At 71.0% G+C, this 17,953-nt stretch carries 16 protein-coding genes; 9 read left to right on the forward strand and 7 right to left on the reverse strand.

What is annotated here, in order from left to right; genetic code table 11:
* The first annotated feature begins 139 nt into the window (after positions 1-139).
* Complete coding sequence (locus tag ACFVSL_RS07155; RefSeq protein ID WP_386939734.1) at positions 140-1,444, forward strand: ABC transporter substrate-binding protein; 1,305 nt, start codon at positions 140-142, stop codon at positions 1,442-1,444.
* Positions 1,445-2,106: 662 nt separating this feature from the next.
* Here ACFVSL_RS07155 and ACFVSL_RS07160 read toward each other — a convergent pair.
* The 4 genes from ACFVSL_RS07160 to ACFVSL_RS07175 are packed head-to-tail and all read right to left on the reverse strand — an operon-like array spanning position 2,107 to position 5,919.
* On the reverse strand, positions 2,107-2,880 hold the full coding sequence (locus ACFVSL_RS07160; RefSeq protein ID WP_386939736.1) for an ABC transporter ATP-binding protein: 774 nt from the start codon (positions 2,878-2,880) through the stop codon (positions 2,107-2,109).
* A complete protein-coding gene (locus ACFVSL_RS07165; RefSeq protein ID WP_386939737.1) occupies positions 2,867-3,781 on the reverse strand; it encodes an ABC transporter ATP-binding protein in 915 nt (304 codons plus the stop codon). The genes ACFVSL_RS07160 and ACFVSL_RS07165 overlap by 14 nt, the downstream gene beginning before the upstream one ends.
* Positions 3,771-4,751, reverse strand: a complete 981-nt coding sequence (locus ACFVSL_RS07170; RefSeq protein WP_386941120.1) for a branched-chain amino acid ABC transporter permease — start codon at positions 4,749-4,751, stop codon at positions 3,771-3,773. The genes ACFVSL_RS07165 and ACFVSL_RS07170 overlap by 11 nt, the downstream gene beginning before the upstream one ends.
* A 16-nt stretch (positions 4,752-4,767) precedes the next feature.
* A complete protein-coding gene (locus tag ACFVSL_RS07175) occupies positions 4,768-5,919 on the reverse strand; it encodes a branched-chain amino acid ABC transporter permease (protein ID WP_386939739.1) in 1,152 nt (383 codons plus the stop codon).
* 403 nt (positions 5,920-6,322) lie between these two features.
* Here ACFVSL_RS07175 and guaB point away from each other — a divergent pair, with 403 nt between their 5' ends.
* Together guaB and ACFVSL_RS07185 are read left to right on the forward strand one after the other, a co-directional pair.
* Positions 6,323-7,825 (forward strand): IMP dehydrogenase, encoded by a 1,503-nt coding sequence (guaB, locus tag ACFVSL_RS07180; RefSeq protein WP_386939741.1) that lies wholly within the window; start codon positions 6,323-6,325, stop codon positions 7,823-7,825.
* Positions 7,826-7,843: 18 nt separating this feature from the next.
* Positions 7,844-8,728, forward strand: coding sequence for a hypothetical protein (locus ACFVSL_RS07185; protein ID WP_386939742.1), 885 nt, complete (start codon positions 7,844-7,846; stop codon positions 8,726-8,728).
* A 19-nt stretch (positions 8,729-8,747) separates the two neighbouring features.
* Here ACFVSL_RS07185 and ACFVSL_RS07190 read toward each other — a convergent pair whose 3' ends face one another.
* Together ACFVSL_RS07190 and ACFVSL_RS07195 are read right to left on the reverse strand one after the other, a co-directional pair.
* Positions 8,748-9,242: a GNAT family N-acetyltransferase gene (locus ACFVSL_RS07190; protein ID WP_386939744.1), complete on the reverse strand. Its 495-nt coding sequence runs from the start codon at positions 9,240-9,242 to the stop codon at positions 8,748-8,750.
* Positions 9,243-9,261: 19 nt separating this feature from the next.
* Positions 9,262-10,425 (reverse strand): MalY/PatB family protein, encoded by a 1,164-nt coding sequence (locus ACFVSL_RS07195; protein WP_386939746.1) that lies wholly within the window; start codon positions 10,423-10,425, stop codon positions 9,262-9,264.
* 131 nt (positions 10,426-10,556) lie between these two features.
* On the opposite strand from ACFVSL_RS07195, the gene ACFVSL_RS07200 reads away from it, so the two are divergent.
* Together ACFVSL_RS07200 and ACFVSL_RS07205 are read left to right on the forward strand one after the other, a co-directional pair.
* A complete protein-coding gene (locus tag ACFVSL_RS07200) occupies positions 10,557-12,257 on the forward strand; it encodes an ABC-F family ATP-binding cassette domain-containing protein (protein WP_386939748.1) in 1,701 nt (566 codons plus the stop codon).
* Positions 12,258-12,314: 57 nt separating this feature from the next.
* A complete protein-coding gene (locus ACFVSL_RS07205; RefSeq protein ID WP_386939750.1) occupies positions 12,315-12,803 on the forward strand; it encodes a DUF6463 family protein in 489 nt (162 codons plus the stop codon).
* Positions 12,804-12,826: 23 nt separating this feature from the next.
* On the opposite strand, the gene ACFVSL_RS07210 is transcribed toward ACFVSL_RS07205, so the two are convergent.
* Complete coding sequence (locus ACFVSL_RS07210; protein ID WP_386939752.1) at positions 12,827-13,363, reverse strand: DoxX family protein; 537 nt, start codon at positions 13,361-13,363, stop codon at positions 12,827-12,829.
* A 91-nt stretch (positions 13,364-13,454) separates the two neighbouring features.
* Between ACFVSL_RS07210 and ACFVSL_RS07215 the strand changes: the two genes are divergently transcribed.
* The 4 genes from ACFVSL_RS07215 to ACFVSL_RS07230 all read left to right on the forward strand — a co-directional run bounded on the left by ACFVSL_RS07215 (position 13,455) and on the right by ACFVSL_RS07230 (position 17,940).
* A complete protein-coding gene (locus ACFVSL_RS07215; RefSeq protein WP_386939754.1) occupies positions 13,455-14,006 on the forward strand; it encodes a TetR/AcrR family transcriptional regulator in 552 nt (183 codons plus the stop codon).
* A 53-nt stretch (positions 14,007-14,059) separates the two neighbouring features.
* Positions 14,060-15,184 (forward strand): GuaB3 family IMP dehydrogenase-related protein, encoded by a 1,125-nt coding sequence (locus ACFVSL_RS07220; RefSeq protein WP_386939755.1) that lies wholly within the window; start codon positions 14,060-14,062, stop codon positions 15,182-15,184.
* An 88-nt stretch (positions 15,185-15,272) separates the two neighbouring features.
* Positions 15,273-17,003, forward strand: coding sequence for a glycerol-3-phosphate dehydrogenase/oxidase (locus ACFVSL_RS07225; RefSeq protein ID WP_386939757.1), 1,731 nt, complete (start codon positions 15,273-15,275; stop codon positions 17,001-17,003).
* 112 nt (positions 17,004-17,115) lie between these two features.
* Positions 17,116-17,940: an SURF1 family protein gene (locus tag ACFVSL_RS07230; RefSeq protein ID WP_386939759.1), complete on the forward strand. Its 825-nt coding sequence runs from the start codon at positions 17,116-17,118 to the stop codon at positions 17,938-17,940.
* Positions 17,941-17,953: the final 13 nt, after the last annotated feature.

Here is a 17,953-nt window from a genome sequence, read left to right on the forward strand (position 1 = left end):
TGAGGTAACGATTCGTGCGGGTGTTACAGGGTTGTGACCGGGGTTACTTGTTTCCGCAGGGACCCCGGAATACTGTCAGACAACGGCGTCACCACGGCGCTGCATTGTGTACCAATTTCCTTCAGTCCCAAGGAGCAACATGAGCGTTTTCGCGAAGGCCACGGCCACGCGCTCGGCTCGCGCAGCCTGGACGGGCATCGCCATCGCCGGCGTCAGTGCCCTCCTCCTCACTGCGTGCAGCACGGGTTCCCCGGCCCCTGCCGAATCCGAAGAACCGGCAACGGACGCCGGCGACGCCCTGCCCATCGCCGAGGGCGAGCGCGACCTCGCGCTCAAGCTCGGAACGATCCTGCCGCAGAGTGGTGCGCTCGCATTCCTCGGCCCGCCCGAAGAGGCCGGTGTCCAGCTCGGTGCCGACGACGTCAACGCGGCCGACTCGGGCCTCGCGGTCGAGGTCGTCTTCCGCGACTCGGGCGACACCACGACCGACACCGCGACCGTCTCGGTGACCGACCTCCTCTCGCAGGACGTCTCGGCCATCATCGGAGCCGCGTCGTCGGGCGTCTCGAAGACCGTCATCGACCAGATCGTGGCCGCGGGCGTCATCCAGTTCTCGCCCGCGAACACGTCGGCCGACTTCACCGACTACAACGACAACGGCCTGTACTGGCGCACGGCTCCGTCCGATGTGCTGCAGGGCGAGGTGCTCGGCAACCTGATCGCCGAGGACGGCAACGCCACCCTCGGCCTCATCGTGCTGAACGACTCATACGGCACCGGTCTCGCGCAGTTCACCAAGGACGCCTTCGAGGCGGCTGGCGGCGAGGTCGTCGCCGAGGCGCTCTTCAACGAGGGCGACTCGAGCTTCGACGCGCAGATCGCCGAGGTCACGGCGGCCAACCCCGACGCGATCGCGCTGATCACGTTCGACCAGGCCAAGATCATCACGCCGGCCCTCGTCGGCTCGGGCTACCCCGGCGACCAGCTCTACTTCGTCGACGGCAACCTGTCCGACTACAGCGCCGACTTCGCTCCGGGCCTCGTGGCCGGCTCGAAGGGCACGCTGCCGGGCCTCGACACGGGCACGCTCGGTGACTTCACCGACCGTCTGCTCGGCGTCGACCCCGACCTGACCGACTACAGCTACGCGGCCGAGTCGTACGACGCCGTGGTGCTGCTCGCGCTCGCGGCCTACGCGGCCAACAGCACCGACGGTGCCGAGATCGCCAAGTACCTCCAGCAGGTCTCGGGCGGCACCGGCGACGGCGAGAAGGTCACGACGTACGAGGAAGGCGTTGCGCTCCTCGCCGAGGGTCAGCAGATCGACTACGACGGACCTTCGGGCCCGATCACGTTCGACGAGAACGGCGACCCCACCGAGGCGACGATCGGTATCTTCCAGTACCTCGACGACAACACCTACGAGCGCATCGGCGACGGCTGATCCAACGTTCGAAGGTGAAGGGCCCCGGCTTCGGCCGGGGCCCTTTCCCGTGCCCGCCCCGTGCTGCAGCGGGCGACCAGGGCGAGAATCGCCGGGCGGCAGGGCCAGTGCCAGCGTCGGCGCCAGTGCCGGTGCCAGTGCCAGAACCAGCGCCAGCGTCGGCGACGGCTTCAGATCGGGCCGGCACGTGCAGAACGCAGGATGATTCGCGAGACGCGCCGTGCGGGCGAGCGCGACGCGCGGTGACCGAGGCGAGGCATCCTGCGTTCCGCGCGGCGCTGCGCGGCGCTGCGCGGCGCGGTGCGGCGCTGCACGGCGCGGTATGCCGCGGTACGGCGCTGCGACGTGCTGCACGGCGGCAGGGGCTGCTGGCGGCCGGGTGAGGGCGCTGCGGTCTGAACAGCCGCCCGGCGGCCTTCTGCGGGCCGTGGTCGGCGGGGCCTGCACGAGATGGCCCTGAGCCGCACTCGCAGAGAGTTCTCGCGGCTCTGGCGGCTCAAGCGGCACTGCCGGCCCTGAGCGGCCTCGGGAGCGGCGTCAGCGGCCTGAGCGGCCCGGACGGCCAGGGGTGGGCCCAGCGCCGGTCGGCGTGATCCGCCTCGCTGCGGAACGACGAAGGGGCGGATGCCGCAGCATCCGCCCCTTCGCCCTTCGTGCGGTCGTTACTCCTCGTCCTGGCCGAGGGTGCCGAGGTACAGCCCGATGACCTTCGGGTCGTTCAGCAGCTCGCGGCCGGTGCCGGTGTAGGCGTCGCGACCCTGGTCGAGCACGTAGCCGCGGTCGCAGATCTGCAGGCAGCGGCGGGCGTTCTGCTCGACCATGATCGTCGTCACCCCGGCCCGGTTGATCTCCTTCACGCGCAGGAACGCCTCGTCCTGGCGGACGGGGGAGAGGCCGGCGCTCGGCTCGTCGAGGAGCAGCACGTGCGGCCCCATCATGAGCGCGCGCGACATCGCCACCATCTGCCGCTCGCCGCCCGACAGCGATCCGGCGCGCTGGCCGAGTCGCTTGCCGAGCTCGGGGAAGATCTCGGTGACGAACTCGAGACGCTCCTTGAGGCCCTTCGGCTTCAGGAAGATGCCCATCTCGAGGTTCTCCTGGATGGTGAGCGAGGGGAACACGTTGTTCGTCTGCGGCACGAAGCCGACGCCCTGGGCGACGAGCTTGTTCGCCTTGAGGTTCGTGATCTCCTCGCCGTGCAGGTAGATGCCGCCCTCGCGGACCTTCACGAGTCCGAAGATCGACTTCAGCAGGGTCGACTTGCCGGCGCCGTTCGGGCCGATGATGCCGATGAGCTCGCCCTGGGCGGCCGTGAGCGAGCACCCGTTGAGGATGTTCACCCCCGGCAGGTACCCGGCGACGACATCGCGCACCTCGACGACGAGCTCGCCGGCGGGCGGCTCGGCGACGGACGGGGCGGGGCTACTGTTCGTCATCGATGAGCTCCTTCAGCGCTTCGACGTGGCCGGTGTCGGTCGAGCCGAGGTCCGTGTCGTGGTGGGCGCCGAGGTAGGCGTCGATCACCGCAGGATCCTCCATGACCGTGTGCGGGTCGCCTTCGGCGACGACCCGGCCCTCGGCCATCACGACCACCCAGTCGGCGATGTGCCGGACCATGTGCATGTCGTGCTCGACGAAGAGCACGGTCATGCCCTCGGCCTTCAGGTTGAGGATGTGATCGAGCAGCGACTGCGTGAGCGCCGGGTTCACACCCGCCATCGGCTCGTCGAGCATGACGAGCGTCGGGTCGCTCATGAGCGCCCGCGCCATCTCGAGGAGCTTCCGCTGCCCGCCGGAGAGGCTCGCCGCGTAGTCGTCCTTCTTGACGTCGAGCTTGAACCTGGTGAGGATCTCGAGCGCCTTCTCCTCGATCGCCGCGTCCTGCTTGCGCCAGAGCGAGGGGATGAGGGAGCGGAAGAGGTTCTCGCCGACCTGGTCCTTCGCGCCGAGCTTCATGTTGTCCATGACCGAGAGCAGGCCGAGGGACTTCGTGAGCTGGAACGTGCGGATCAGGCCCATGCGGGCGACCCGGTACGCCGGCACGTGCGCGAGCGCACGCCCGTCGAACGACCAGGTGCCGGTGTCGGGCTTGTCGAAGCCCGTCAGCAGGTTGAAGAACGTCGTCTTGCCGGCGCCGTTGGGCCCGATGAGTGCCGTGATGGCGCCCCGCGGGATCTCGACGTGCTCGACGTCGACGGCGGTGAGGCCGCCGAAGGTGCGCTTCACGCCGTCGGCGATCAAGATCGGATCGTGCTTCTTGACGCCGGGAGCGGCGTCGCCGACGTGGAGACCGGTGGTCTTCACCGGCTTGGACGTGGGAGTGGCATCACTTGACAAAAGCCAGCTCCTTCCGGTTTCCGAGGAGGCCCTGTGGCATGAATATGACGATCAGCATGATCGCGATGCCGACGAGGATGAAGCGGAGCTGACCGGCCTGCACCTGCGTCATGAACGGGAACCAGCCCGCCTCGACCGCCCGGGAGATGAAGCCCGAGAAGAACGACAGCAGCACCCAGAACACCATCGAGCCGACGATCGGCCCGAGGATGGTCGCGGCTCCGCCGAGGAGCAGGATGGCGTAGACCATGAAGGTCAGCGTCGGCTGGAAGTACGACGGCACGACCGCGCGCGGCATCACGAAGATGATGCCGGCGAGGGTGCCGAAGAGTCCGCCGAGGATGAGGCTCTGCATCTTGTACGAGTAGACGTTCTTGCCGAGCGAGCGCACGGCGTCCTCGTCTTCGCGGATGCCCTTGATGACGCGGCCCCACGGGCTGCGCATCAGCAGCCAGGTGAGCAGCGCGGCGAGCGCCACGACGACCCAGCCCAGCACGAGGAAGAACCACACGCGGTTGTCGAACACCCACGGGCCGATGCCGTAGCGCCCGGGCGGGAACGGGTTGAACGCGAGCAGCCCGGTCTGGAACTCGGAGAGTCCGTTCGCCGAACCGGTCACCGGCTGGAACTCGTTCGTCGTGAAGACGAGCCGCAGCACTTCCGCCGCGGCGATCGTCACGATCGCGAGATAGTCGGCGCGCAATCGCAGCGTCGGGATACCGAGGATGAGTGCGAACACCACGGAGGCCAGCAGGGCGCTGAGCAGGCAGGCCCACCAGGGCCAGCCGAGCTTCAGTGCCGGGATGGCGTAGCCGTAGGCGCCGAGCAGCATGAATCCCGCCTGGCCGAAGTTCAGCAGGCCGGTGAAGCCGAAGTGGATCGCCAGACCCAGCGCGGCGAGCGCGTAGGCGGCTGTCGTCGGGCTGATCAGCTCGACGGCCGCGTTTCCGAAGATTGCTCCCCAGTCGATCATGGTCGTCCCCTCCTTATCCGATTCGCTCTCGACGGCCGAGGATGCCCTGCGGCCGGAACAACAGCACCAAGATCAGGATGACCAAGGCGCCCACGTACTTCATGTCGCTCGGCAGCCACAGGGTCGACAGCTCGACGAACACGCCCACGATGAGCGAGCCGACGAGGGCGCCGAACGCGGTGCCGAGACCGCCGAGGGTGACCGCGGCGAAGACGAGCAGCAGGATCTGGAAGCCCATGTCCCAGCTGACGCCCGGACGGAAGTACGCCCAGAGGATGCCGGAGAGACCGGCGAGCAGTGCGCCGAGCACCCAGACGATGCGGATGACGCCGTCGACGTCGATGCCGCTCGCGGAGGCGAGGCTGGCGTTGTCGGAGACCGCGCGGGTCGCCTTGCCGATGCGCGTGCGCAGCAGGAAGAACGCGACCGCGAGGAGCACGACGATGCTGACGCCCATGCTCACGAGGTCGACCCACGAGAGGGCGATGGGCCCGATGCGGATGTCGCTCGGGAGCGTCGCGCCGGGCAGCTGGCTCGTCGATCCGCCGTAGAAGAACTGGTACGTGTAGCGCAGCGCGAGCGAGAGGCCGATGCTCACGATCATGAGCTGGATGACGCCGACGCCCTTCCGCCGCAACGGCTTCCAGATGGCGGCATCGAGCCCCCAGCCGAGTGCCGCGCTCAACAGCAGCGCGATGCCGATCGCCGCCCACAACGGCCAGCCGAGGTTCGACCCGAACGTGAGCACCATGAGCGCACCGAAGGTGATGAGCTCGGCGTGCGCGAAGTTCGAGAGACCGGTCGTGCCGAAGATCAGCGAGAGGCCGATCGCCGCCAGCGCCAGCAGCAACCCGAAGTTGATGCCGTTGAACAGGCGTTGCGCGAACTGGTCGAAGAAGCTGACCGTGGTGCGGGTGCCTTCGCCGAGGAAGAAGTTCACCGAGGCGTTCTTCGTGAGGCCGAACTCGGCCTCACGGGTCGCGCCGCCCTCGGCGACGACCACGCCCTTCGGCAGCGTGTCTTCGTCGAGGGTCACCTCGTAGGTGGCCTTCTCGGGCACGCCGATCTCCCAGCGGCCGTCGGCATCCGTCTCGGTCTCGGCTTCGAAGCCGTTCCCTTCGAGCGATATGCCCACTCCTTCGAGCGGCTCGCCGTTGTACTGCACGTTTCCACGGAAGTGGTATTCGTACTCCTCGGACTCCGCGGCCGTACTCCCATCCTCCGCCATCGCAGGGGACGCTGCGATGCCGGACAGAGTGAGTGCGGACAGAAGTATTCCGAGGAGGAGAAGCCACCTCCCGCGAGAGCGTGTCTGGATTGTTCTCGTGGGTTCCACTGCACCTCCAAGGGGTCACCGGAGGCATGTTGGACCTCCGGGACCGATCCTTTCCCGTTGACGACGTCGTCGACGGTACGTGCCGATTATGTCCCATGTGTTTCAGACATGGGCACAACAAGCCCTCGATTGTTATCCGGGGAATGCCCGCGGTGCAAACTCGCTTAACATTGATGCACCGCCAACTCGCCGACAACGCGCTCTGCGCGGGCACTCCACACGAAGGGAAGTCATGGATCAGGCAGATCCGTTCGGATTCACGGGACTCACGTACGACGACGTCCTCCTCCTGCCCGGTCACACCGACGTGATCCCGAGCGACGCCGACACGAGCTCGCGGCTCACGCGTCGCATCACCGTCGCGACGCCGCTGCTGTCGGCCGCGATGGACACCGTCACCGAGTCGCGCATGGCGATCGCCATGGCGCGCCAGGGCGGCATCGGCATCCTGCACCGCAACCTCTCGATCGCCGACCAGGCCGAGATGGTCGACCGCGTGAAGCGCAGCGAGTCGGGCATGGTCTCGAACCCCGTCACCACCACGCCGGATGCCTCGGTGGCCGACGTCGACGCGCTGTGCGCGACCTACCGGGTCAGCGGACTCCCCGTCGTCGACGACGAGGGCAAGCTCGTCGGCATCATCTCGAACCGCGACATGCGGTTCGTCTCCGACTTCGACAAGCCGTCGACCAAGGTCAGCGACGTCATGACCAAGATGCCGCTCATCACGGGCCGCGTGGGCATGAACCCCGACGAGGCGCTCGCGATCTTCGCCGAGCACAAGGTCGAGAAGCTGCCCCTCGTCGACGACGAGGGCCACCTGACCGGCCTCATCACGGTCAAGGACTTCGACAAGTCCGAGCAGTACCCGAACGCCACGAAGGACTCCGAGGGGCGCCTCCGAGTCGGCGCGGCGATCGGCTTCTTCGGCGAGGCCTGGGAGCGCGCGGAGGCCGTGCGCGACGCGGGCGTCGACGTCATCGTCGTCGACACCGCGAACGGCGAGTCGGCGGGCGTGCTCGACATCATCCGCCGCCTGAAGGCCGACCCGAGCTTCGCCCACATCGACGTCATCGGCGGCAACGTCGCGACCTACGAGGGCGCGAAGGCGCTCGTCGAGGCCGGCGCCGACGCCGTCAAGGTCGGCGTCGGGCCCGGCTCGATCTGCACCACCCGCGTCGTCGCCGGTGTCGGCGTGCCCCAGGTGACGGCCGTGTACGAGGCATCCAAGGCGACGAAGCCCGTCGGGGTGCCCCTCATCGCCGACGGCGGCCTGCAGTACTCGGGCGACATCGCGAAGGCGCTCGTCGCCGGCGCCGACACCGTCATGCTCGGTTCGCTCCTCGCGGGCACGGCCGAGAGCCCCGGCGAGCTCGTCTTCCAGAACGGCAAGCAGTTCAAGGCGTACCGCGGCATGGGTTCGCTCGGTGCGATGCAGACCCGTGGCAAGAAGACCTCGTACTCGAAGGACCGCTACTTCCAGGCCGACGTGCCGACCGACGACAAGCTCATCCCCGAGGGCATCGAGGGCCAGGTGCCCTACCGCGGTCCGCTCTCGGCGGTGGCGTACCAGCTCATCGGCGGCCTGCGCCAGTCGATGTTCTACGTCGGCGCGCGCACCATCGAAGAGCTCAAGACGAAGGGCCGCTTCGTGCGGATCACGCCCGCGGGGCTCAAGGAGTCCCACCCGCACGACGTGCAGATCGTCGTCGAGGCGCCGAACTACACGCGCTGACGCGCCGGCCGGCCGCTGTTGGACGCGCTCGAGTACGCGCGCATCGTGCAGGCGCACGTGCTCGAGCGCGATCCCGACGCGGTCGAGCGCGTGCTCGTCGGCGAGGCGCCGGCGTACGCCGCCCGGCTCGCGGAGATCGCCGATGCGGTCGATCGCGACGCCCGGCTGGTGAAGCCGCGACTGCTCGACGAGCTCCGCACCTCCTCATCCGAGGTGTCGCAGGACGCCGCACGCACGCTCGCGCCGATGCGGGGGCGCACCGTCGCCGGGATGCTGGTCGCCGTGCTCGCGGAGGCGGGGGCGTTCGCGTTCTTCTTCTCCCGCGCGGATCTCGACCCCGGGGCCGTCCTGCCTGCGGCGATGGTCCTCCTCGCGGTCGCCGCCGCGGGCCTCGCGTTCGCGGTGCTTCCGGTGCGCGTCACCGCCCCGCCGAGCGCGGGCGTCGCCTTCACGGGGTGGGTGCTCGCCGTGCTCGGCGGCATGACCATGCTGCCGACCGTCCGATTCACGACGACGGTCGACGCGTCGGCCGCCGGGTGGCTCTGGCTGGGAGGTGCGGCGACGACGGTCACGCTGGCGATCGCGATCTCGTGCGCGATCGCCCGTCGCCGGCTGCCGCGGGCCCGTGAGAGCGAGGCGCTCGTGGCGGGCTTCCCCGACCGGGTGCGCGGCGGGCTGCTCGCGCTGCGGGCGCGTGCCGCCGAGGAGGCCGCGTCGGCGTACGCCGCGCTCGACCCCGATCAGCGCGCCTCGCTCGAGCGCGGGCAGCGAGCGGCCAGGGCCGAGCTCGAGCGGCGGGGCATCCGGCTGCCCGCCGCACCGGCCCCGCCCGGCTGCGGCATCGCGGCCGCAGGGGTCGCCGCCGCCGCGATCATGGCGAACGTCGAGCTCGACCCGGCCTGACGCGCGTGGGGCGGGCTCGCTACGCCAGTTCCCGGATGTAGCAGAGCATCCGGTAGTCGGTGCCCGGCTCGATGTTCACGAAGCCGTGCCGTTCGTAGAATCGGCGGGCGTCGACGTCGACCTCGTCGACGTTGATGTGCATCTCGCCGCCGCCGCGGCGGCGCACCTCGGCGATGGCGTGCTCGAGGAGGGTCGTGCCGATGCCCGAGCCGCGCAGGGCGGGAACGACGTAGAGCTCGTCGAGCACGGCGAGGGGCCCCTCGCAGTAGACCGTGGGCCGGAGGGTGACGACGGCGTAGCCGGTGGGGTCGCCATCGCCCGCGAACAGCACGAACGCGGCGGGGTCGGCGATGAGGCGCCGGAAGCGTGGTTCGAGCACCCCGTGGCTCGGGCTCGGTGACTCGAACTCCTCGGCGAACTCGACCTGCAGGCGCGCCGCGGTCGCGGCGTCGTCGGGTACGGCGAGGCGGATGCCGCCGCCGGGGTCGATGCGTGCGCCGCCGCCGTTCGTCATCGCCGACCGCCTCCCTCGCTCACCCGCGCGCCGAGGCCGCGTCGGCGAGCCGCGTGATCGCCTCGCCGAGCACCTCGGGCGTGCACGCGAAGTTCACCCGCACGTGCCCGCGCCCGACGGTCGCGCCGAACTGCGGCCCGATGCCGAGTGCGACCCGCGCGTGCTCGAGCGCGTAGGCGGCCGGGTCGTCGCCCCAGCCGAGCGCGGTGAGGTCGACCCAGCCGAGGTAGGTGGCGTCGGGCACCCGGTAGCGCACCCCGGGAAGCTCGTCGGCGATGAGCTCGGCGAGCAGCCTGCGGTTGTCGTCGAGGCTCGCGAGCACGCCGTCGAGCCAGTGGCCGCCCTCGCGGAAGGCCGCGATCGAGGCGATCGACCCGAACTGGCTCATGCGCCACTCGACCTCGTACGGGAAGGCCGCGCGCACCGCGTCGCCCCGCTCGGAGGCCGTCACCACCATGGCGGCCTTCAGCCCGGCGAGGTTGAACGCCTTCGACGCCGCGGTGACCGCGACGCCGTGCTCGCGCGCCGCGTCGGACACCGTGAGGAAGGGCGTGTACATCATGCCCGGCTGCGACAGCGGTCCGTGCACCTCGTCGGAGACGATCGTCGTGCCGTGCTTCGCCGCGATCTCGGCGAGGGCCGCGAGGGTCTCGCGCGGCGGAACGTGCCCGATCGGGTTGTGCGGGTTGCAGAGCACCATCGCCTTCGCGCCCGCCGCGAACGCCGCATCGATGCCGTCGAGGTCGAGCGACCAGCCCTCGTCGATGCCGCCGCCCATGGGCACCTCGACGACCTTCGCCGAGGCCTCGGTGACGATGTCGAAGAACGGGGGGTAGATCGGCGGGGTGATGATCACCCCGTCGCCCGGCTCGGTGACCTGCCTGAGCACCTCGACGAGGCCCATCGCGACGTCGCCGGTGCAGGTGACGCGAGCCGGGTCGACCTGCCAGCCGAAGCGCTCGGCGGCGAAGGGGACGAAGGCCTCGGCCACGCCGCGGCTGCCGGCCGCGTAGCCGGTGTCGGAGCGGTCGACGGCGGCGTGCAGGGCCGCGGCGATCGGCTCGGCGAGCGGGTAGTCCATCTCGGCGACCGGCAGCGGCAGCACGTCGGCGTCGTAGAGGCGCCACTTCGCGCTCGTGCGGTGGCGGAGGACGTCGAGCGGCTCTGCGGCGATGCGATGCATGCCTCCAGCTTGCCGCAGAACGGCTCGGGGTGGCAGGGGGTGGCGCGATGCTTGTATCCTGATCGGCTGCCCATCGGGCGGCGCGGCCGCGGGACATCCGATTCCGGTCGCGAACCGATCGGATCCGACACATGGGCTTCATCGACGTCAACGGCGTCTCCTTCTCCCTCCCCGACGGGCGGCCGCTGCTCGCCCGCCTCGCCTTCCGCGTCACCGACGGCGCCACGACGGCGCTCATCGGCGCGAACGGCGCGGGCAAGTCGACCCTGCTGCGCATCATCCGCGGCGAGCTGCGCCCCGACGAGGGCAGCGTGCAGGTCGACGGCGGCCTCGGGGTCATGGACCAGTTCGTCGGCACCGGCAGGGCGATCGACGGCGCGGATGCCACGGTCGCGGGCCTGCTCGTCTCGGTCGCCCCCGCTCGCATCAGGGCCGCCGCACTCGAGCTCGAGGCATCCGAGAACGCCCTCATCGAGCGCGACGACACCGAGGCGCAGATGCGCTACGCCACCGCGCTCGCCGAGTACGCCGAGGCCGGCGGCTACGAGCAGGAGGTCGTGTGGGACCACTGCACCCTCGCGGCGCTCGGCATCCCGTTCGAGCGGGCGAGGTGGCGCGAGCTCTCGACGCTCTCGGGCGGCGAGCAGAAGCGGCTCGCGCTCGAGGCGCTGCTGCGCGGGCCCGAGCAGGTGCTGCTGCTCGACGAGCCCGACAACTCGCTCGACGTGCCGGGCAAGCGATGGCTCGAGGAGCAGCTGCGGCAGACCCCGAAGACGGTGCTTCTGGTGTCGCACGACCGCGAGCTGCTCGCGCGCGCGGCCGACCGCGTCGTCACCATCGAACTCGGCGCGGCGGGCAACACCGCCTGGGTGCACGGCGGCAGCTTCGAGGGGTACCACGCGGCGCGCGACGAGCGGTTCGCGCGACTCGACGAGCTGCGACGCCGCTGGGACGAGCAGCACGCGGCGCTGAAGGCGCTCGTCAACACGCTCAAGGTGAAGGCGACCTATAACGACGGCATGGCCTCGCGGTACCAGGCCGCGGTGACCCGGCTGCGCAAGTTCGAGGAGGCCGGCCCGCCCGAGGAACGCCCGCCCGCGCAGGCGGTCTCGATGCGGTTGCGCGGCTCGCGCACGGGCAAGCGGTCGATCGTCTGCGAGGGGCTCGAACTGACCGGGCTCATGCGCCCGTTCGATCTCGAGGTCTGGTACGGCGACCGGGTCGCGGTGCTCGGCTCGAACGGCTCGGGCAAGTCGCACTTCCTGCGGCTGCTCGCGGGCGGCGGCACCGAGCCCGATCGCACCCTCGGCCACGTGACGAGCGTCGGCGAGACGCTCGCGCGCGTGCCGCACGAGGGCCGCGCGGTGCTCGGCGCGCGGGTCGTGCCCGGCTGGTTCGCGCAGAACCACGAGCACCCCGAGTTCCGCGGGCGCACGCTCCTCGACATCCTGCACCGCGGCGACGCGAACCGCGAGGGGATGGCGCGCGAGGCCGCGAGCTCGGCGCTCGACCGCTACGGCCTCGCCGGCGCGGCGCTGCAGAACTTCGAGCAGCTGTCGGGCGGCCAGCAGGCGCGCATGCAGATCCTGCTGCTGGAGCTCTCGGGGGCGACCCTGCTGCTGCTCGACGAGCCGACCGACAACCTCGACCTGGTCTCGGCCGAGGCGCTCGAGGAGGCGCTCGAGCGCTTCGACGGCACGGTGCTCGCGGTCACGCACGACCGCTGGTTCACGCGCAGCTTCGATCGCTTCGTCGTGTTCGCCGAGTCGGGCGACGTCGTCGAGACGGATGCCCCGGTGTGGGACGAGGGCCGGGTGCAGCGCACGCGCTGACCGGGTCACCCGATCGGGTGAGGTGCGGGCGGGTTGCCGTCACCGAGACTGATCGGCATGACGAGACAGCGAAGCAACAGGCGGACGGCGATCGCCGGGCCGGCGATCATCATCGTGTTCGCCCTGCACACCGTGATGGGAGTGCTGGCCGCCTCGCCGGTGCTGGGCGAGGCGTTGGCCGATGGGTGGTACGGGGCGATGACGAGCGGCCTCGAGGTGGCGCTCTGGTTCCTGATGACCGGATTCCTCGGATTGGCGACGGGCCTGGCGATGACCGCCCTCGAGCGCACCGGGCGAATGCCCTGGTCGGTCAGCATCGCGTTGCTGGTCATCGCGCTGATCGGGGTGGCCGCAGCGCCGGTGTCGGGGTTCCTGCTCGTGCTCGTCGCGGCCGTCATCGCGGTCGTCCAGTCGGTGCGCCTGCGCCGTCGGCGGCCGTCGGACGAGCCGGAGACGGGCGAACCTCCGGTCGAGGCGGTGAACCCGTCGGAGTCGGAGGGCGCGGTGCTCGGGCACGCTTCACGGACGGGAGAGGGTCGGGTGTGATCGTGCCTCGCATCGCCGCCGGTTCAGCTGAAGGCGACGGCGAGGCAGGCCCCGACGAACAGGATCTGCTCGATCGTGCGTGGCAGAAGCGGTGAGGCGGTGTGGTCCGTGCGCGCGGCGTGCACGTTCGCGGGGAACACCGCCACGAGCAGCAGCGTGAGGCAGAGTGCGGCGAGGTCGTGCGTCGCCGGGATCAGCAGGCCGATCGCCCCCGCGGTCTCGAGCACGCCGGTCGCCGCGACGATGAGCCCGGGGTGCGGCAGCCGCGGCGGGACCATGGCGATCAGCTCGGCACGCACGGCGGGAACGAGCCGCCCCATCGCGCCCATGAGGAACATCAGGACGAGGCCGCCGGTGAGCCATGCCGGCCACGAGGCGAGGGCGGGGACGCCGAGCAGGCCGAGGAGCGCGGTCGCGGTGATGCCGACGGCGAAGGCGATCGGCACGGGGGAGAGGAACGTCGTCGCCCACGGGTTGCGCGACGTCGATGCGGGACGGCCGGTGCGGTCGGCTCGGCCGCCGTCGGTCAGGAGTGCGCTGCTCGGAGTGCTGCGGTTCATCGGAGGCTCCCGTCGGTTGATCTTGTCAGTGACAAGATAGGCCGGTCGAGTGAACTTGTCAATGACTAGATCGTCGTTCTAGTCTTGGCGCATGGCGTACCACCACGGACGGCTCCGCGAGACGCTGATCGACGAGGCGGCGGCGGCGATCGACGAGCACGGCATCGACGCGCTGAGCCTCCGCGAGCTCGCCCGGCGCGCCGGCGTCTCGCACGCCGCGCCCGCCCACCACTTCGGCGACCGCTCCGGCCTGCTCACGGCGATCGCCGCCGACGGCTTCGAACGTCTCGCCGACGCACTCGGCGCCGCCGGCGACGACTTCGTCGAGACCGGGGTCGCATACGTGCGCTTCGCGAACGCGGAGCCGGGCCGGTTCGCGGTGATGTTCCGCACCGAGCTCCTGCGCCGGGGCGACCCCGCGCTCGAGGCGGCGCGCGACCGGGCCGGCGCCATCCTCGCGTCGGGCGCGGTCGGCGCCCTCGGCGGCGACCGCGCCGACCGCCTCGCCGCCTGGTCGATCGTGCACGGCTTCGCCACCCTGTGGAACTCGGGGGCGATCGAGGCCGATCCCGGCGATCGACCCGACGCGCTCGCCCGCGCCGTCGCCGCGCGACTCGTGCGCGCCCCTCGTCCGCCGGGCTGAGTCCCGCCATCGGGGGCTCGGGCGCCCCGCGGCACGACCGGTAGGCTGGGACGGTGAGCCAAGAGATCGAGATCGGCCGCTCCAAGCGGGGCCGGCGCGTATACGCATTCGACGACATCGCGATCGTGCCGAGCCGGCGCACCCGCGACCCCGAAGACGTCTCGGTCGGCTGGGCGATCGACGCCTACCAGTTCGACATCCCCTTCATCGCCGCGCCGATGGACTCGGTCGTCTCGCCGCAGACGGCGATCATGATGGGCAAGCTCGGCGGTCTCGGCGTGCTCGACCTCGAGGGCCTCTGGACCAGGTACGACGACCCGGCGCCCGTCCTCGCCGAGATCCGCAGCCTCCCGGCCGAGCGTGCCACCGAGCGCATGCAGCAGCTCTACTCCGAGCCGATCAAGCCCGAGCTCGTCACGGCCCGTCTCGCCGAGATCCGCGCAGAAGGCGTCACGGTCGCCGCGGCCCTCTCTCCGCAGCGCACCCAGGAGCTCTACGAGACCGTCGTCGCCGCGGGCGTCGACCTCTTCGTGATCCGCGGCACGACGGTGTCGGCCGAGCACGTCTCGAAGAACCAGGAGCCGCTGAACCTCAAGAAGTTCATCTACGAGCTCGACGTGCCGGTGATCGTCGGCGGTGCGGCGACCTACACGGCCGCGCTCCACCTCATGCGCACCGGTGCGGCCGGCGTCCTCGTCGGCTTCGGCGGCGGCGCCGCCTCGACGACCCGTGCGACCCTCGGCATCCACGCGCCCATGGCGACCGCGGTCGCCGATGTGGCGGGCGCCCGCCGCGACTACCTCGACGAGTCGGGCGGCCGGTACGTGCACGTCATCGCCGACGGCGGCGTCGGCACCGGCGGCGACATCGTGAAGGCGATCGCCTGCGGCGCCGACGCGGTCATGCTCGGTGCGGCGCTCGCGCGCGCGACGGATGCCCCGGGCGGCGGCTACCACTGGGGCGCCGAGGCGCACCACCCCAAGCTCCCGCGCGGCCGCCGCGTGCACGTCGGCCAGGTCGCGCCCCTCGAAGAGGTGCTCTACGGGCCCGCCCCGGCCGCCGACGGCACGGCCAACCTCGTCGGCGCACTCCGCCGCTCGATGGCGACGACGGGCTACTCCGACCTGAAGGAGTTCCAGCGCGTCGAGGTCATCGTGGAGCCGTACCTGGGTTCGTAGCCACCCCCTACTCGATCACCGAGGTCTCGGGTAGCGTGGAAACGGATCACGCGGCCCAGCCACGAGGCCGCGGGGATGGGGTGGCACGATGGCGAGCAACAAGTCGGTGACGCGGTCGCAGAAGCTCGGCCCTGAAGAGCGGGCGGCGGCGATCGCCCGACTGAAGGAGAAGGAGCTCGACATCCTCGTCGTCGGCGGCGGCATCGTCGGCACGGGGGCCGCGCTCGACGCCGTCACCCGCGGACTCTCGACGGGGCTGCTCGAGGCGCGCGACTGGGCCTCGGGCACGTCGAGCCGTTCGTCGAAGCTCGTGCACGGCGGCATCCGCTATCTCGAGCAGCTCGACTTCCGTCTCGTCCGCGAGGCGCTCATCGAGCGCGGGCTCCTCCTGCAGCGCATCGCGCCGCACCTCGTGAAGCCCGTCCGCTTCCTGTACCCGCTGCAGAAGCGCGTCATCGAGCGCTGCTACGTCGGCGCGGGCATGCTGCTCTACGACATCTTCAGCTACACGGGCGGCCGCCCGCCCGGGGTGCCGCACCACCGCCATCTCTCGAAGCGACAGGTGCAGAAGGCGATCCCCTCGCTCTCCCCGAACGCGCTCGTCGGCGGGCTCACGTACTACGACGCCCAGGTCGACGACGCCCGCTACGTGGCCTCACTCGCGCGGACGGCGAGCTTCTACGGCGCGCACGTCGCGAGCCGGGTGAAGGTCGACGGCTTCATCAAGGTGGGGGAGCGGGTCGTCGGCGTGACGGCGCACGACCTCGAGACCGACGAGCACTTCGAGGTGCGCGCGAAGCAGGTCGTGAACGCCACGGGCGTCTGGACCGACGACACCCAGCGGATGGTCGGGGAGCGCGGCACCTTCAAGGTGCGGGCGTCGAAGGGCATCCACCTCGTGGTGCCGCGCGACCGCATCCAGTCGGCGATGGGCATGATCTTCCGCACCGAGAAGAGCGTGCTGTTCGTGATCCCGTGGGGTCGGCACTGGCTCATCGGCACGACCGACACCGACTGGAACCTCGACAAGGCGCATCCGGCCGCGACCGCGGCCGACATCGACTACCTGCTCGAGCACGTCAACCGGGTGCTCTCCATCCCGCTCACGCGCGAAGACGTCGAGGGCGTGTACGCGGGGCTGCGCCCGCTGCTCGCGGGCGAGAGCGACCAGACCTCGAAGCTCTCGCGCGAGCACCTCGTCGCGCACACCGTGCCGGGGCTCGTCGTCATCGCGGGCGGCAAGTGGACCACGTACCGGGTGATGGCGAAGGACGCGATCGACGCGGCCGTCGACGCCCTCGACGGGCGCGTTCCGCCGTCGACGACGCAGGACATCCCGCTGCTCGGCGCCGAGGGGTACCAGGCCGCGTGGAACAAGCGGGGCAAGATCGCCCGGGCCTTCGACGTGCACAAGGTGCGCATCGAGCACCTCCTGAACCGCTACGGCACCATGACCGACGAGCTGCTCGACCTCATCCGCAGCGACCCGCGCCTCGGCGAGCCGCTGCCGGGCGCCGACGACTACCTCGCGGCCGAGGTCGTGTACGCCGCCTCGCACGAGGGCGCGCTGCACCTCGACGACGTGCTCGCGCGGCGCACCCGCATCTCGATCGAGGCGTGGGACCGCGGGGTCTCGGCCGCGCCGGTCGCGGCGAAGCTCATGGGCGAGGTCCTCGGCTGGGACGAGGCCCGCGAGACGCTCGAGGTCGAGCGCTACCTCCAGCGCGTCGCCGCCGAGCGCGCCTCGCAGGAGCAGCCCGACGACGAGTCGGCCGACCGGGTGCGGCTCGAGGCGCCCGACATCGTGAAGGTGGACTGAGGGCGGGCGCTCGGCGCTCGCCGCTCGCGGCTCGCCGAACGTCGCGCTGAGGCGCTTCGGCTGCCGGCGCCCGCAGCGTCGGCACAGGTGCGGCCGGGTAGGCTTGACCACCGTGTCAGCCGAGTCCCGACGCGCCACCGTGCGCATGATGGTGCGCCCCCGCTGGGTGCTCGCACTCCTCCTCGCACTCGGCATCGCGGCGGCGTTCGCGGTGCTCGGCCAGTGGCAGCTCGAGCGTGCCGTCGAGCAGGCCGTCGTCGTCGAGCGCCCGACCGAGGAGGTGCGCCCGTTCGACGGCGTCGCCGAGCCCGACGCCCCGACCGAACAGGCGATGACGGGGCAGATGGTCGAGGTCACGGGGGCATTCGTGCCGGGTGACACGGTGCTGATCGCCGATCGCCGCAACGACGGCGCCTCGGGCCACTGGGTCGTCGCGCACCTCGAGGTCGTGGATGCCCCGGCGGGCGGGCTCCCCGTCGCGATCGGATGGGCCGCCGACGAGCAGGCCGCACGGGCCGCGGCCGACCGCTTCGACGCCTCGGTCGACCCCGACGAGCAGGTGAGCATCGTCGGCCGGTTCCTGCCGAGCGAGGCCCCGGTGATCCCCGGCGACGACGAGGATCCGTTCCTCATGCGCTCGCTCGCGGTCGCCCAGCTCGTGAACGTCTGGGACGACTACGACGACCGGCCCGTCTACTTCGGCTACGTGACCGCCTCGGAGCCCGCCGCCGGGCTCGAGGTGATCTACTCGCCGGTCCCCGAGCAGGGAGCCGAGCTCAACTGGCTGAACGTGTTCTACGCCGTCGAGTGGGTCGTGTTCGCGGGCTTCGCGATCTACCTCTGGTACCGGCTCGTGCGCGACGCCGTCGAACGCGAGCGCGAGGAGGCCGCCGAGGCCGCGGCCGCCGCGGGTCGCACCCCCGTCGACGCCGGCTGAGCTGTCGCGCCGC

Origin of the sequence: Agromyces sp. NPDC058064 (assembly GCF_042885275.1) — a bacterium.
Classification (GTDB): Bacteria; Actinomycetota; Actinomycetes; order Actinomycetales; family Microbacteriaceae; genus Agromyces.

Excerpts from the sequence above, each read along its gene's own strand:
- ACFVSL_RS07225 (WP_386939757.1), top strand. The coding sequence starts at position 15,273 with ATGGCGAGCAACAAGTCGGTGACGCGGTCGCAGAAGCTCGGCCCTGAA.
- ACFVSL_RS07200 (WP_386939748.1), top strand. The coding sequence starts at position 10,557 with ATGGGCTTCATCGACGTCAACGGCGTCTCCTTCTCCCTCCCCGACGGG.
- guaB (WP_386939741.1), top strand. The coding sequence starts at position 6,323 with ATGGATCAGGCAGATCCGTTCGGATTCACGGGACTCACGTACGACGAC.
- ACFVSL_RS07190 (WP_386939744.1), bottom strand. The coding sequence starts at position 9,242 with ATGACGAACGGCGGCGGCGCACGCATCGACCCCGGCGGCGGCATCCGC.
- ACFVSL_RS07195 (WP_386939746.1), bottom strand. The coding sequence starts at position 10,425 with ATGCATCGCATCGCCGCAGAGCCGCTCGACGTCCTCCGCCACCGCACG.
- ACFVSL_RS07155 (WP_386939734.1), top strand. The coding sequence starts at position 140 with ATGAGCGTTTTCGCGAAGGCCACGGCCACGCGCTCGGCTCGCGCAGCC.
- ACFVSL_RS07160 (WP_386939736.1), bottom strand. The coding sequence starts at position 2,880 with ATGACGAACAGTAGCCCCGCCCCGTCCGTCGCCGAGCCGCCCGCCGGC.
- ACFVSL_RS07210 (WP_386939752.1), bottom strand. The coding sequence starts at position 13,363 with ATGAACCGCAGCACTCCGAGCAGCGCACTCCTGACCGACGGCGGCCGA.
- ACFVSL_RS07205 (WP_386939750.1), top strand. The coding sequence starts at position 12,315 with ATGACGAGACAGCGAAGCAACAGGCGGACGGCGATCGCCGGGCCGGCG.
- ACFVSL_RS07215 (WP_386939754.1), top strand. The coding sequence starts at position 13,455 with ATGGCGTACCACCACGGACGGCTCCGCGAGACGCTGATCGACGAGGCG.